Origin of the sequence: Phyllobacterium sp. (genome assembly GCF_037994425.1) — a bacterium.
Lineage (GTDB): Bacteria > Pseudomonadota > Alphaproteobacteria > Rhizobiales > Rhizobiaceae > Phyllobacterium.
The window spans coordinates 20,645-35,353 of sequence record NZ_JBBNAM010000252.1 but is presented as its reverse complement, the minus strand read 5'-3'; the positions used below and the strand labels follow the sequence as shown (position 1 = coordinate 35,353).

11 protein-coding genes are annotated in these 14,709 nt (G+C 58.3%); 5 read left to right on the top strand and 6 right to left on the bottom strand.

Features of this window, described 5'->3' with window-relative positions; translation table 11 throughout:
* Positions 1 to 1,814: 1,814 nt before the first annotated feature.
* Positions 1,815 to 2,756, top strand: a complete 942-nt coding sequence (locus AAAB35_RS17485) for an adenylate/guanylate cyclase domain-containing protein (protein WP_340669552.1) — start codon at positions 1,815 to 1,817, stop codon at positions 2,754 to 2,756.
* Between the two features lie 3 nt (positions 2,757 to 2,759).
* On the opposite strand, the gene AAAB35_RS17480 is transcribed toward AAAB35_RS17485, so the two are convergent.
* Positions 2,760 to 3,395, bottom strand: coding sequence for a LysE family translocator (locus tag AAAB35_RS17480; RefSeq protein ID WP_340669551.1), 636 nt, complete (start codon positions 3,393 to 3,395; stop codon positions 2,760 to 2,762).
* A 55-nt stretch (positions 3,396 to 3,450) separates the two neighbouring features.
* On the bottom strand, positions 3,451 to 4,410 hold the full coding sequence (locus tag AAAB35_RS17475; protein WP_340669550.1) for an NAD-dependent epimerase/dehydratase family protein: 960 nt from the start codon (positions 4,408 to 4,410) through the stop codon (positions 3,451 to 3,453).
* Positions 4,411 to 4,696: 286 nt separating this feature from the next.
* On the opposite strand from AAAB35_RS17475, the gene AAAB35_RS17470 reads away from it, so the two are divergent.
* From AAAB35_RS17470 to AAAB35_RS17455, 4 genes are all read left to right on the top strand, one after another.
* The gene (locus tag AAAB35_RS17470) at positions 4,697 to 4,963 is read left to right on the top strand and encodes a hypothetical protein (RefSeq protein WP_340669549.1); all 267 of its coding nucleotides are present in this window, start codon (positions 4,697 to 4,699) and stop codon (positions 4,961 to 4,963) included.
* On the top strand, positions 4,941 to 6,791 hold the full coding sequence (locus AAAB35_RS17465; RefSeq protein WP_340669548.1) for a glycoside hydrolase domain-containing protein: 1,851 nt from the start codon (positions 4,941 to 4,943) through the stop codon (positions 6,789 to 6,791). Before AAAB35_RS17470 ends, AAAB35_RS17465 begins: the two co-directional genes overlap by 23 nt.
* A gap of 261 nt (positions 6,792 to 7,052) precedes the next feature.
* Entirely contained in the window at positions 7,053 to 8,804 is a 1,752-nt protein-coding gene (locus tag AAAB35_RS17460) for a cation:proton antiporter (protein ID WP_340669547.1), read from the top strand.
* A 146-nt stretch (positions 8,805 to 8,950) separates the two neighbouring features.
* Positions 8,951 to 10,477 (top strand): altronate dehydratase family protein, encoded by a 1,527-nt coding sequence (locus tag AAAB35_RS17455; protein WP_340669546.1) that lies wholly within the window; start codon positions 8,951 to 8,953, stop codon positions 10,475 to 10,477.
* A 72-nt stretch (positions 10,478 to 10,549) separates the two neighbouring features.
* Here AAAB35_RS17455 and AAAB35_RS17450 read toward each other — a convergent pair whose 3' ends face one another.
* From AAAB35_RS17450 to AAAB35_RS17435, 4 genes are all read right to left on the bottom strand, one after another.
* A complete protein-coding gene (locus AAAB35_RS17450; protein WP_340669545.1) occupies positions 10,550 to 11,395 on the bottom strand; it encodes an ABC transporter permease subunit in 846 nt (281 codons plus the stop codon).
* A gap of 3 nt (positions 11,396 to 11,398) precedes the next feature.
* Positions 11,399 to 12,310 (bottom strand): sugar ABC transporter permease, encoded by a 912-nt coding sequence (locus AAAB35_RS17445; protein ID WP_340669544.1) that lies wholly within the window; start codon positions 12,308 to 12,310, stop codon positions 11,399 to 11,401.
* 5 nt (positions 12,311 to 12,315) lie between these two features.
* A complete protein-coding gene (locus AAAB35_RS17440) occupies positions 12,316 to 13,383 on the bottom strand; it encodes an ABC transporter ATP-binding protein (RefSeq protein ID WP_340669543.1) in 1,068 nt (355 codons plus the stop codon).
* A 62-nt stretch (positions 13,384 to 13,445) separates the two neighbouring features.
* A complete protein-coding gene (locus AAAB35_RS17435) occupies positions 13,446 to 14,624 on the bottom strand; it encodes an extracellular solute-binding protein (protein WP_340669555.1) in 1,179 nt (392 codons plus the stop codon).
* Positions 14,625 to 14,709 lie beyond the last annotated feature (85 nt).

Genomic DNA, 14,709 nt, shown 5'->3' with positions numbered 1-14,709 from the left:
CAAGGTCCACGTAGCTAAACAGCTCGCCAGTTCGATTATCGCTTCCGCGCACCCGCGCCTCCGAATCTCTTCGGAGCCAGTGAATCATGATCACAGCGTGTCGGCGAGCGACTTTTTCAACAGCCTGTTAGGCCGAACATCCGATGTTAGTGTATCTTGGAATGATCGTTTTCATTTGCAGCGTAATTATTTCAATTTGGTATTTCATCTCCGCAAGCGAAGTCCCAACCGAGGCCGAAATTGTGCGCTCATGGGACGGTCGAGAAATCGATGAGGAAATTCGTCAAGCAACACTCCAGCGCCAAAATTTTAGGCTCCGCAGTCTAGTTGCCATGGCCGTTGGCGTGGTATTTGGCCTGACCCCCTTCGGGCTGTTTATCTACTAAGTTTTCGGATTTCGTCCAGGTATTCGAAAGCTTTGAGATTAACCCGGCAGGTCGTCAAATTGGGCTTTGACGGCGCGCTCCGTCGAAAAAATCGGTACCCTGCTGCTTGAGAAAATCTCGTTACGGAGGCATCCAAGGTCCTCGCGAGTGTACTCAAGAATTTCTCTCGCAGGCGTCTCCCAAGATGATCAATCGGGCATCTCTGGCAACCCAGCCCATATCTGCGCAATCTTGAGAAGTGATAGCGGGCGTAACACCCATCGATCCACGGTCGAATGGTCGAACACCGATATTACGCACTGCAGTTATTTCTCTTAGATAAGCCATCGCTTCAAACGCAATTTGAAAGTCGCCGCTTCATGCGTCGTACGGTTTCTATAGCGCCGCCTCACCGGCGACGCTTTGCAAAATATTCCCATCGCGACCTTGGTTTTCCGGCTTTCATAGCCGTAGTACTACGGCGCATCCCCAGATACGCTCCATCTTCAGCGTAAGGTGCGTTTATGGCGTCGGTTTTTGAAGTTCGGTTTGGTTCCAGCTCCCGGCCAACGCTCCTGACGACCTACTTTGCCCTTGGCCTATAAGCACCGAGACGGCTCGAAGGGGCCGTCTCGCCCGCGCCGAATCAACCTGACAGCGGCAACGCTTGGCTCGCCTCGCCCATGACAAACCGCCAGACATTGGCGCGGGCGATGGCCCTTGGCACCAAGGCGGTGATGATCGTTAGACCTACGCGCATTTACACCGGCTGCAAAATTAGGTCGGGCGGTCCAGTCCGTTCATCGCATTTCAATGCTTCGGTGGCATCCTCTCGGCACGAGGGATCATTGGGCCTACCGTTTCGATTTCGGTCAGTTATGGACCTTCGATTCCGATCCGTCCGATGACAGTCACGCTGCGTAGAGTACCGTGTCACCGCGCGGCGTCATCGCCCATCGCTGGGCCTCGCGAGTGCGGCGCGCTCAAAATCTCGCAATTCGTGCAGGTCTCGGAACATCATTATGCGTTTACGAAAGATGACAAGAGAGCGATGGTGCTTACTATTATGAACGAATGGTTTCCGGCCGCGGCGCGAAATTACGGCGACAAAATTAGTTCTATTGGTATTTTTATTGGTATCTCAGTATGTGTTGAAGAGAATCTCGCAATATATCAATAGATTACGTCACTGATTTGTGTCCTCTTCTGGCACCATTCCCAAGTTCTTCGATGTTTGCCTACATCCTTGAATTCTTTGAAAAGCCGCGGATTTCCGGGGGCCTTTTCATTTTCGTACTGGTTTATTGCTTCTCGAAATGCGGTGGTGCGCAGCCGCACGGGCCCATTCGGCGCAATCGCACATTTACCCACAAGCGATAAATCGTTATATCTCCTTCCACGATTGGAGCGCTCGTCACTTTGATGCTCACTCGCCATGAGAACGAAACGATGTCCGAAACGCGCCGCAAGCTGACGACCATCTTTTCCGCTGACGTCCAGGACTACACGCGCCTGATGCAGGCCAACGAGGAAGGTACCCTTGCGACCCTCCGACAGTACCGCGATGCCATGGCGCGTCTAATCGGATCGCATGGTGGCCGGGTCATCAACACCTGGGGCGACGGGCTGATCGCTGAATTTCCGAGCGTCGTCGAGGCGGTCCGTGCGGCCATCGACGTTCAAAATGAGCTCGCCGGTTACAATGGCGCGCGATCTCCGGGCGAGCGCATGCTCTTTCGCATCGGCATCAATCTCGGCGACGTCATTGCGGAGGACGACGATATCTATGGCGACGGCGTCAATATCGCAGCGCGCCTGCAGGCGACCGCAAAGGCCGGCGGTATCGTCATTTCCCATACGGTCTACGATCAGGTCCGCAACAAGGTGGCTGTCGGCTTCGAGTTCCTCGGGGCGCTCAGCGTCAAGAATATTGAAGAGGGCGTCCCTAGCTACGCGGTGAGGATCGGCGCTTCAGGGGACGAGAACACGCTGACGCAATCGTACCCGGCCTTTGGACGCGAGCCCACGCAGGCAATGCCAACGGCTCCCACGGCGGCGTCCGCTTTGCCGCCACTTCCCCGCCGGCGGTTCGGCGTCCTCGCCGTCGCAGCCGCAATGCTTGTCGGCATCAATTTCCTCTCATGGGATGGCGAATTCTGGGCCCGTTGGCCGCTCCTGGGCATTGGCGCGCTTGCAGCCCTGCTCTGGGTACGGACAGCGAAAGCTATCGATCGCGCTACCGGAACTTTGGCCGTGATTGGCCTCGGCATTGCCGGGATCAACCTGTTTTCCTGGTCCGGCACGTTCTGGGCAGTGTGGCCCCTTTTTGGACTCGCCGTACTTGCCGGCCTCAGATGGGCCATGCGCCGGCAAGGCGCCGCCCGTTACTGAGCGTTAGGCATTTGCGCGGCGGTAGAATGCCAGCGAACCGGCGAGCATAAGCAGGGCCCCGCCGCACACGCGATCGAGCCACAAGGCGCCAGATGTGCGCAGGAAGCGTGCAGCGCGCGAACCAAGGACAGCGTAGCCAAACATCACGACGAAATCGATGAGCGCAAATGTTACAGCCAAAACCGCATATTGCGGCAATTGCGGCATGGAAGAATCGATGAATTGCGGCAGAAAGGCCGAGAAGAATAGGTATCCCTTCGGGTTGGTGGCGGCGACGGCGAAGCTCTTCAGGAACACCGACCGCACTGAAACATGCGGGACGGCATTTGGAGCGGCACTCGATAATTCGAGCGTTCCCTTTGAACGAATCAGCATGACGCCTAGAAAGGTGAGATAGAAGACACCAATCCACTTGACGACGGAGAACCAGAACTCGGAGGCTGCCAATAGGGCTCCGAGGCCAAGAGCGACCGCGCCGATGAGGACAAAATCGGATAGCACAGCTCCGGCCATGCCAAAGCACGCGGTCCTGATGCCGAAGCGCGAGCCATTGGTGAGCGCCAAGATCACGGTCGGACCGGGTGTCGTAATGCCTATGAAGGCGACCAGCGCGAATGCTACGATTGTCAGGTGCGTCATCAATCCTCCCATCCTCTCAACCAACATTCTTGCCTGTATGCAAATGTCAAGGGCGCTATCGCCCAGCCTGTCCGGTTTCGATCAGGCCGCGCAACGTTTCCTCGCGCGGCAGAGCACCAAACAGGTTTGTCTTTAGCGTCACGTCGACCTGCAACGACCCGAGCAAGCGTTCCGCATCATGCGAACGTCCGAGCAACCGCGCGGCCGCAAGGAGCAGCAACGGGGGGATGGGAAAGAGCCTCGCCTTGATGCCCATGCCTTTGGCGAAGGTCCGCACGAGTTCCGGCGTGGAAAGATCATTGCCATCGGCCAAAAGGACGGTCTTCCCGTTTGCCTCGGCCAACTCCAAGGCCCTGCCGATGATCGTCGCAAGGTGACGAACATTCAACAGGCTGCGCCGGTTGTCGACAGACGCAAGCGGCAACGGCAAACCGCTCGCGACCAGCCGCATCAAGCGTTCGAGATTGCCGGGATTGCCGGGGCCGTAAACGAGCACCGGGCGGAGAACAACGAGTTCCATATTACTTTGCCGGCAAATTTCACGCAATGCCTGCTCGGCTTGCCACTTGCTGATTGCGTATTCGCTTGCAGGTTGCGGGGGATCGGCCTCCGTGAATGGCCGCGCCGAAAAATCTCCCATGACGCCAGCCGAACTGACGAAGACGAGACGCTTCACCCTCGCTGCGGCGGCGGCTTTTGCCAATTCGACCGTTGCATCAACGTTGACTCGGCGGAATAATTCGCGCGCGGCGTTGGGGCCCTCACCGGTCTTGTGGGCGCGAGCAGCAAGATGGACAACGACATCGCAGCCGGACACAAGGGAAGACCAATCGGCCACGGCCGCAATGTCGCCGACCTCTTGCACCGACAATCCGGCATGAAAGGCAAGCGGATTGGTATCTGCAGTCCGCACCAACGCACGGACTTTCCAGCCTTCGGCGAGCAGTTGCTTTACCGTTTCACGACCGACGAAACCTGCCGCGCCCGTAACCAGGATTTCTTTTCGTAGATTCATACGACGAGACTGCTTTGGCGGCTCGCATTGTTCAATCCCCATTGGCCGAGATTGTGGAGCCCCCTTCTTTAGACTTTGGGATAATTGACGTTTTTTTGGTGGGGCGATAGATGTCGCCAATTCTGGAGGACTGCGTGGGAAGGGAGGCCCAGGCAAAAGACCACTACAACGCCCACACCTAAATATTGCGCATTCACTCCCAAGAGTTGCGGGGGCTGACCTGTGGGCCCAGCTTTTTGGCGCCTGGTTAAATCGATTTAGTTACAAATTTATTTGGAGGAGACTCATGATTATCAAAAGGACACTTCTGGCCGGATTGCTCGGCTGCACGGTGTTGGCAGGGTGCAATTCGGATGAGAAGGCCGACGCGAATGCCGAGGGGACAGGCACCTTCGCCACGGACGTCGAGGCGCTGAAGCGGGCAAACGCTGCTCTTGTTGCCAATCTCGACAAGAAATCTGAGAAGGAACAACTCGATAAGCTTGCGGCGGACTTCAACCCAACAGGGACTACAGACTTTGGTCGCCAGCTTGACCGACGCCCGGCAGGCTGATCATAAGCTGATCGTCGCGTCCACTGTTTCAAAGATCAATACGATCGACTTGCCGTTGGCCGCCGAGCGACTGAAGTCGGCGGACGCCGCCAGCCGGTCCTTCGCGGCGCTTGCGCCTCGTACCAACCAAGTCCTCAAGGACATTGCGGCCGTACTATCAGCCGATAGCGTGCCTGCGGCTGGCAAAGCCAAGCTGGCCGACTTTGAGAAGCAGACCAACGCTGTAAAGGATGATTTCGCCGAAGCCTTGAAGCAATATGAACGAACGATCGGCGAAGCCGGCGCCTTGATCGACAAGGTCAATGCTGCTCTCGCGGCCGGCGACTTGGAAACCGCCGCGAAACTCTCCGCGGAGCTTGCAGCCCTGCCGAAAGCTCTTGAGGCGCTCACCAAGAACATAGCCGATAAGACCGCAGCATTGGACAAGCGGCTCTCTCCCTTGGCGGGCCCTTGGGAGGAAGCCCTCGAATTCCCCCGCCCACGTTCAGACGTACCGCTGACGCAATACGTCAACCTCTTCGTTGGAACCGACATGACGGATTCCGGCGGTGGTCACTCGGGCAACGACAATCCGGGGGCACAGACACCCTTCGGTATGGTCAGCTTCGGGCCAGATACTCGGGGCAGCGGCAACGGATGGGGTTACGGTTCCGGTGGCTACTATTACGGCGACTCATCAATTCAGTTCTTCAGCATGACGCATCTAAACGGCCCGGGTTGCCGCGGCCAAGGCGCCGTTGCCATGCTCCCCACCAACAATGCCACCCAGAGCTTGAGATCAGGTGTGCCTTACTCACACGCCAACGAAGCAGCTGAAGCGGGCTATTACAAGGTAAAATTAGACAACAATATCATTACAGAGGTAACCGCCACCCCGCGTACGGGCATGATGCGCGTTACCTATCCGGAATCTGCGAAGGCGTTTTTGATTTTGAATTCGCAGTTGAATAATGCCAGCAAATATGGTGTCGACACAAAATGGGTCGATGTCAAAATGGGCGAGGACGGACTCTCCCTTTCCGGCAACGCGACACCGGGCGAGCTCAGGCTGCGGGCCAAGAACAAGGCTGGTGCTTGGCAGAACGGAGGTTTCCACGAGGGCACCGAACCGCATTATATCTGGGCTTTCGCCCATGACTGGTCGTCCTTGGTAGAGAAGCTCGGTGGCAAAACCGCGGCGCAAAACCGTCTGCATACGCTATTTGCGCTCGACTCGAAAAACCCTTTTTCGAAAGAGCCGACAGGCGGTCAACTGAACTCAGGCGAAAGCGGGAGCACCTTTTACATTGGCAACGAACCATCCTTCCAGACACCATGGGCATATAACTGGGTTGGTGCGCCCAAATATGCGCAGTACGTCATCCCGCTGATCATGCGAAAAAACTTTTCGTTGGGATCGGGCGGCCTGCCGGGTAACGACGATATGGGGGCAACATCGGCATGGTATGTCCTTGCCGCCCTCGGCCTATACCCGGTCATCCCGTCCGAACCCGGCCTTGCCGTTTCCACCCCACAGTTCAAAGGCATTTCGCTTTGGCTCGGCAATGGCAAAAAGCTGCGCATTTCGACCGACAAGACAGCAATGCTGAGCGACATCAAGACGCTTCCAGAAGAGGCTCGCTACATCAAGGCCGTGAAGGTGAACGACGTGACTTACGAAGGTACCTGGCTGCCACTCGACAGGATCAAGGACGGCGGCAAGCTTACCTTCGACCTATCCGCGACGCCAACCGAGTGGGGCTCTGAATGGATACCGCCATCGGGACCCAATGCCGATTACTCAAAGCCGACGGCCGCCCCGGTATCCGGCGTGCAGGTCATCCAGTAGTCCTTCCAAGCGGGGCCGCGACGGCGGCCCCACTTGCGACATCACTGCAAATTTCCAGCTCCAATAGCTCACTTTCGCTCGTACCTGCTCCATGCCCACCCAGCGCATTCCGAAGACGGTGTCCTGGCGGCATATCACCTTGTGAAAATTTCTATGGCAGCATCTCCACTTCAAGGCTAGGTTGTGCCTGAGGCATCGTTGACGGTTGTTCAACCGTGACGTGCCCTCTGATAGCAAACACCAAACAATTGAAGGCTGAAGGTGCACCAGGAAGTCGCATTGATCGCAACCGTTGCCGTCGGCTTCGTGTTCGCTGCCATTCTCGGCTATGTCGCCGACCGGCTGCGCCTTCCTCCCTTAGTCGGTTATCTCGTTGCCGGCATCCTGATGGGTTCCTACACGCCAGGTTTCATCGCCGACAGCTCGCTTGCCGGTCAGCTCGCGGAAATGGGCGTCATTTTGCTGATGTTCGGCGTCGGACTGCATTTCTCCGCTTCCGATCTCCTTGCAGTTCGCGGGGTTGCCGTACCCGGCGCGCTCGGCCGCATCGTGCTCGCGACCCTGCTCGGCATGGGGCTTGCGTCTTTGTGGGGTTGGAGTGTCGGGGCCGGACTGGTCTTCGGGCTCAGCCTCTCGGTTGCCAGCACGGTTGTCCTTCTGAAAGCGCTCGAAGAGCGCAACCAGATCGATTCCGTAGGTGGCCGTGTCGCAGTCGGATGGCTGATCGTCGAAGATCTGGCGATGGTGTTGGCACTGGTCCTGCTTCCGGCATTCGCCGGAGTTCTGGGCGGTCACGCCGGCGTAGAGGCAGCGCACGGGGCGACCAATCTTTCGATTGCCGCGACGATCGCAATGACCTTGCTCAAGGTCGCTGCCTTCACCGGCATTGCCGTGTTTGTCGGCCCGAAAGTGGTGCCGTGGTTGCTGACGCTCGTCGCCCGCACCGGCTCGTCCGAGCTCTTTACATTGTCCGTGCTCGCCCTTGCTCTCGGCATCGCCTACGGTTCCGCGGCAATCTTCGGCGTATCTTTTGCACTCGGGGCTTTCTTTGCCGGAGTCGTCATGAGCGAATCGCATTTGAGCCGCAGGGCGGCCGCCGATTCGCTACCGCTGCAGAACGCTTTTGCGGTCCTGTTCTTCGTTTCAGTCGGCATGCTTTTTGATCCCTCGATCATCGTGCGCGAGCCAATTGCCGTGATTGCGGTTCTGGCATTGATCGTCATTGGCAAGTCGCTCATCGCCTTCTTCGTCGTTCTTCTGTTGCGATATCCGGTGGGGATGGGGGTACGTATCGCCACCGGCCTTGCCCAGATCGGCGAGTTTTCTTTCATCCTCGCCGGGCTTGGCGTTACGCTGGGCCTGCTACCTCGCGAGGGCCAGGATTTGATCCTCGCTGGCGCTATCCTTTCGATCACCCTAAACCCACTGGTATTGGTCGCCGGTGAAGCAGTGCAAAAGCAATTGCAAACTGTCTGGCCAAAGCTGACAGCGAGTTACGGCAAAGCGAAATATGAGAAGCTCAATCGCGCGATCGAAAAGATTCGGGCCGCGAATGAGGAGCGCAACAGGCAGCACCAGCTCGAGATACAACAGCTTTGCGAGACATTTCCGCTCTTCTCGCAGGTAGATGAAAATTCTCAGGAAGAATTGTTGCTTCTGTTCCGGCCGAAATCCGCATCGCCCGGCGAACGGATCATGCGCACGGGTGATCGCCCTGACGGGCTCTATTTCATTGCTTCCGGTGCCGTGGAGGTGGAACTCGACAGCGACCCCATTCGGCTGGAGGCCGGGGCCTTCTTCGGCGAAATGGCGCTGCTCAGTGGCGGGCGGCGTACGGCCGATGTCATAGCCATCGATTTTTGCGAGTTCCTTCTCCTTGAGAGGCGCGACTTCAATGTCTTCATGTCCCGGCATCCTGCGCTGCGCAAGGCAGTCAGCAACATGGCGCGCGAGCGTGCTGAAATGAACGTTTCGCGTCGTAAGCGAAACGGCCAGTCGCTCGACGTGAATTGAGCCCAGGTCTCAATCTTCCAGAGTTGCCGGGTAAGAATGCTGCGCCATCCAGGCGCCGGCGGTGGTATGATCACACAACGCTAACATGACGCATTGAAACTGCGGCCCTCTCCAACTAATATATTAATTTCAATCTGGAGAATTTCATGGACACGCTTACCGCCCCTCGCCATCTGCGGCTTCATGCCAGCGACAATGTCGTCGTCGCTGTCGATTCCTTTCAGGCCGGGCAGAAAATCGAGGGAGTAACGGTTGCTGATCGCGTGCCGCGCGGCCACAAGCTCGCTTCGCGCGCCATTGCCGAAGGCGAACCGGTGCGCAAGTTCGGGCAGATTATCGGCTCGGCATCGAAACTGATCGAGCCCGGGCAGTGGGTCCACGAACATAATCTCAACTATAGCGATTTCGTCCGCGAGGCCGACACGGGTCACGCGCCGCATTCCAACGGCGTGCTGCCGCTGGGCGAACGTGCCACCTTCCAGGGTTTTCGCCGTGCCAATGGTCGTGCGGGCACGCGCAATTATATCGGGGTTCTCACCTCGGTGAACTGCTCTGCCTCCGTCGCGCGCTTCATTGCCGAAGCGGTGCGCAAGTCTGGCTTGCTTGATGAATACCCGACGATCGATGGCATCATACCGCTGGTACACGGGGGCGGCTGCGCCATGGATACCAACGGCGAAGGCTACGAAGTCCTTAAGCGAACGCAGTGGGGCTACGCTACGAACCCCAACATTGGCGCCGTACTCATGGTTGGCCTTGGGTGCGAGGCATTCCAGATCGGGCGATGGAAGGACGCTTACGGCATCGCCGAGAACGATACCTTCAGAAGCCTCACGATCCAGGAAGTGGGCGGCACCCGCAAGACGATGGAAGCAGGCATCGCCGCCGTGCGCGACATGCTGCCGGTTGCAGCAAGGGTAACGCGTGAGACCATTCCCGCCTCGGAGCTCATGCTCGCCCTGCAGTGCGGCGGGTCCGACGGCTATTCCGGAATCACCGCCAATCCGGCCCTCGGTGCGGCGGTCGATCTTCTCGTCAAGCATGGCGGTACCGCCATCCTTTCCGAAACGCCGGAGATCTATGGCGCTGAGCACCTCCTTATCGAACGCGCTTCCAACTCTCAGGCAGTCGAGCGGCTGCAATCCATCATTGCCTGGTGGGAGGATTATACTGCCCGCAACAAGATGGAGATGAACAACAATCCGTCGCCCGGCAACAAGGCCGGAGGTCTGACAACCATACTCGAGAAATCGTTAGGCGCGGTCGCCAAGTCCGGTACCTCACCGCTCGAGGCCGTCTACGGCTATGCTGAGCCGGTCACCGCGCATGGCCTCGTGTTCATGGATACGCCGGGCTACGACCCCGTCTCGGCAACCGGACAGGTTGCCGGCGGCGCTAATGTTCTCGCCTTCACCACCGGGCGCGGTTCCGCCTACGGCTGCAAGCCGACGCCTTCGATCAAGCTTGCCACAAATACACCGATGTATAACCAGATGATCGAGGACATGGACATCAATTGCGGCGACATCCTCGATGGAGTCTCGATCGAAGCAAAGGGCCGCGAGATCTTTGACCGGGTTCTCAAGGTCGCTTCCGGCGAGCACAGTAAATCGGAAGAGCTCGGCTATGGTGATGCGGAGTTCGTACCCTGGCAGATCGGCGCCACGATGTAGGCGAAAGGGCCCCGGAGTGTTAGAAATGAAAACGGGAGCCGTCGGCTCCCGTTTCTTTCCAGGCCACTAAGATTACGCCGCCGACTGCTGCTGCTTGGCGCGCGCAACGATCTGTGTCGGGTTGACGAAGCGCAGGGCGATCAGCAGCCAGATCAGGGTCGTGATCATATAGACCACCGCCATGGCGTCGATCGATTGGACGGCACGCACACCCGAAGCAAAGACTGAATAGTACAGCGCGACAACAAGAGTCTGGCTCGTCGGCCCTGCCGTCAGGAATGTCAGTTCGAACATGGCCACCGTGCGTACCAGAACGAGCAGGAGCGCCGCCAGGATACCCGGCAGAAGCATCGGTAGGAGAACGTGCACGAACAACTGGAACGTGCCCGCGCCGAAGACCCGTGCAGCGGCCTCGATCTTGGGGTCGATTTGCTCGATGAACGGAATCATAACCAATATGACGAAGGGCACCGTCGGAACGAGATTGGCAAGGACCACGCCCCAGAAGGTGCCGCCGACGCCCGCCTGATAGAGCACCGTTGCCAAGGGAATACCGAAGGTGATCGGGGGCACCAGCAGCGGCAGCAGGAAAAGCAGCATAACCAGTTTCTTGCCGGGGAAATCCCTTCGCGCCAGCGCGTAGGCTGCCGTCACACCGAGGATTCCGGACAGGGCCACCACGGCGAAGACGATCTGGAAGGTAACGAGAAGGACATCACCGAGCTGGAACTCGGTCCAGGCGGTGAAGTACCACTTCGTCGTCCATCCGGCCGGCAGCCATGTGCCGAGCCAGCGGGTGGCGAACGACGAGAAGATCACCGTCATGATCATTGCCAGAAGATTGAGGATGAAGAAGCCGACCAGCACCCAGACGGCGGTGATCCAGAGCTTTGCGGCTATTGTCGTGTCACGGATCATCGGTCAGCCCTTTCCGCCGGCGGTCGAGCCGCGATAGAACATATTGCGGACGACGAGAACCGCCACGACGATCAACAGCTGGACGGCAGCCATGATCATGGCTATCGCCGATGCCATCGAATAATCATATTGCTCGAACGCCGCCTGGTAGGCTGCAATGGAGATGACGCGGGTGGGCCCGGCGGGCGCACCGAGCAGAACGGCTGATGGGAACACTGCAAAAGCCTGGACGAAGGAAAGGCAGAAAGCGATGGCCAGACCCGGGACCAACAGCGGAAGCATGACAAAGCGAAAGCGCTGCCAGCTGGTTGCACCATGGGTGGCTGCCGCCTGTTCCAGGGCCGGGTCAATTCCCGATACGTAGGAGAGGGTCAGCAGGAACGTGAACGGGAAGCCTGTGATGATCAGCGAAGAGAAAACGCCCCAGTAATTGTTCGTGAGCTTGAGTGGCCGGTCGATCATGCCGAACTGCATGAGCGTGCGGCTGAACCAGCCCTGCGGTCCGAGATAGTTCAGCAGCCCTTCGGCGACAAGGACCGTCCCCAGCGTGACCGGAAGGACAAGGATAGTCGTCAGCAGGCGCTGATGCTTCATCAGCCGTACCCGCAAGGCCACCGGGATAGCGATAGCAATGCTGATCACCGTGACCGGTACCGCAAGCCAGAGCGTGGTGAGAATTGTGTCATAGAGGAACGGGTCGGCGAAAAACTTCTGATAGTTGCCGAGCAGGCCGCCTTCCTTTGGGGTGAAGGATAGGATCAGACCGTAAATGAACGGGTATACGAAGACGGCCAGCAAAAACAGGAAAGCCGGCAGAACTAGCAACGTTACGCCATCGATGCCGCGGACCGCTAACCGCTGGCGCAGCGAAAGGCGGTAGTCGAATGAGGACGAGGGTGCGGTTATGCTCGCCATGGCCGTCACGCAGCAAAAGCCAGCGCACGCGCCGGGTCGATGGACAACCAAATGGAGCTGCCGAGCTCTGCGCTCCGGCCAGCGTGGAAAACCAGTTCCAGACCGCCGGCGGTGCGCGCGGTCCCGACGAATTCGCGACCGCGATATTCGATGGTTTCGACGACGGCCTCGACAGTCTCCGCCGACTTTTTGCCGGCAACGACGTCGTCCGCACGGGCGGCAATGACTGCCGCGTCCCCAGGCTGAAGCGCCGTGCGCGCAGTTCCGGTCAAGATCGCACTGCCAACCGCGACACTCGTGCGGTCCCCGTCCCTCGCCACGACTTTACCGGTCAGGCGATTGCGATAGCCCATGAACTCGGCGACATCGAGGTGATCCGGCCGCTCGTAAAGGTCACTCGGCACGCCGACCTGACGAATTTCGCCATCGCGCAGGACAACCACGCGATCGGCCAACGACAAGGCTTCGTCCTGGTCGTGAGTGACGTAGATCGTGGTCGCGCCGAGCTGATTGTGAATCCGGCGTATTTCCGCGCGCATTTCGAGGCGAAGCTTGGCGTCGAGATTTGACAGGGGTTCGTCCATGAGGACGAGCGGCGGCTCGATGACGATGGCACGGGCAATGGCTACTCGTTGCTGCTGCCCACCGGATAATTGCCCCGGCAGCTTGTGGCCTTGCCCTTGAAGACGCACGAGGTTTAACGCTTCTTCGACCCGCTGGTCGATCTCGGCCTTGGCTACCTTGCGCATCTTCAGACCAAAGCCGATGTTCTGGCGCACGGTCATATGCGGGAACAGGGCGTAGTTCTGAAACACCATGCCGAAGCCGCGATCTTCGGGCTTCAGCGTGTCGATGCGCTTGTTATCGATGAATATGCCACCACCCGTGGTTGCAAGGAGTCCGGCAATGCAGTTGAGCGCCGTGGACTTGCCGCAGCCCGACGGCCCCAGCAGGGCAATGAATTCGCCTTTACGAATAGAGAGCGAGACACTCTTCAGCGCATTATGCGCGCCGAAAGCGCGGCTCAATTGATCCAGGCGAATTTCGCGAAATGGCGATGATGCTAGCAGCATCCGGAAACCTCATGGTTGCGCGCGGTCCGGCCTGAACCGGGCCGCGCCGATGAAACAATAAATTATGACTTCTTGGCTGCGACTTCCTCATCCCAGCGCCGGAATGCCACCACCATCGACGACGGCTCAAGCGGAATTTCAACGGGGTTGTTGGCAATCCAGTCGGCGTATTCCTTGCGGCCGAATTCGGCGATCGCGTCCTGGCTTTCCTGTGGCGCCATGGAGAGAGATACATCCTTCACCGCCGGACCCGGATAGAAATAGCCCTGATCGTAAGTGTAGGCCTGCTGCTCTGGAGTGAGCAGGAAGCTCATGAGATCGAGAAGAACTGCAACCTTCTCATCAGCAACGCCCTTCGGTACGCACATGTAGTGGGCGTCGGCGACCCAATGGAAGCCCTTGAGCGGTGCGACGGCGGCTTCCTTCGGAACGACCCCGAGAACGCGCGGATTGATATCCCAGCCGGTGGTCGAGACAGTCATGTCGCGCGTACCCTCGCCAAGTTCCTTCATCAAAGCGCCCGTGCCTGTCGGGTAGTATTCGATGTATTGGTGCAGTTCCTTGAGATAGGCCCAAGTCTTGTCCCAGCCCTTCACTGGATCGCGTGGATCGCTGTCGCCGAGAAGGTAGGGCAGGCCCATCAGGAAGGTGCGGCCAGGGCCTGAATTGGCCGGACGTGCATAAAGGAACTTGTTCGGGTTTTCCTTCGCCCAGGCAAGAAGTTCCTCAGCTGTGGTCGGCACTTTCTTCACGCGATCAGGCATGTATTCAAGCAAGGGACCTGAGGGATAGTAGGTAACGACAACGCCATGATCCTTGCCAAGCGCCAACATGCGATGCGCCGGCTCAAGATAGATTTTCGCTAGATCAGGGAGCGATGCTGCATGGTCAGGAAGCAGCTTGATCCAGAGATCCTGTTCGAGACCTGCCGAGAGCGCATCGGTGCCGGTGAGGACGAGATCGATGTCCAGCCGATTTGCGGCCTGCTGCGCCTTGATCTTTCCGGGCAGTTCCGGCGCCGGCGCCTTTGTAAAGGTGATCTTGGAGACAAGCTCAGGCTTCGCCTTGGCGTAGTTCTCAATCGCCGTCTGCGTGAGCGCAAGGTTCCCGGCGACGTCAGCGACGTTGAGCGCGACCGGTGAACTGGGCAAGGCCAACTTGGATTGGGCAAATAGGCGTGTCGCGGGCAGCGCAGCGATTGCTGCGAGACCACCGATGGCTTGTCTGCGGGTAATACGGATCATGTTTTTCCTCCCTTTTGATTTCCCAATGTCCTGTCACGGCGATGACCGCGTTCCCTCGTCGGTCGATATTGAGATTTGATAT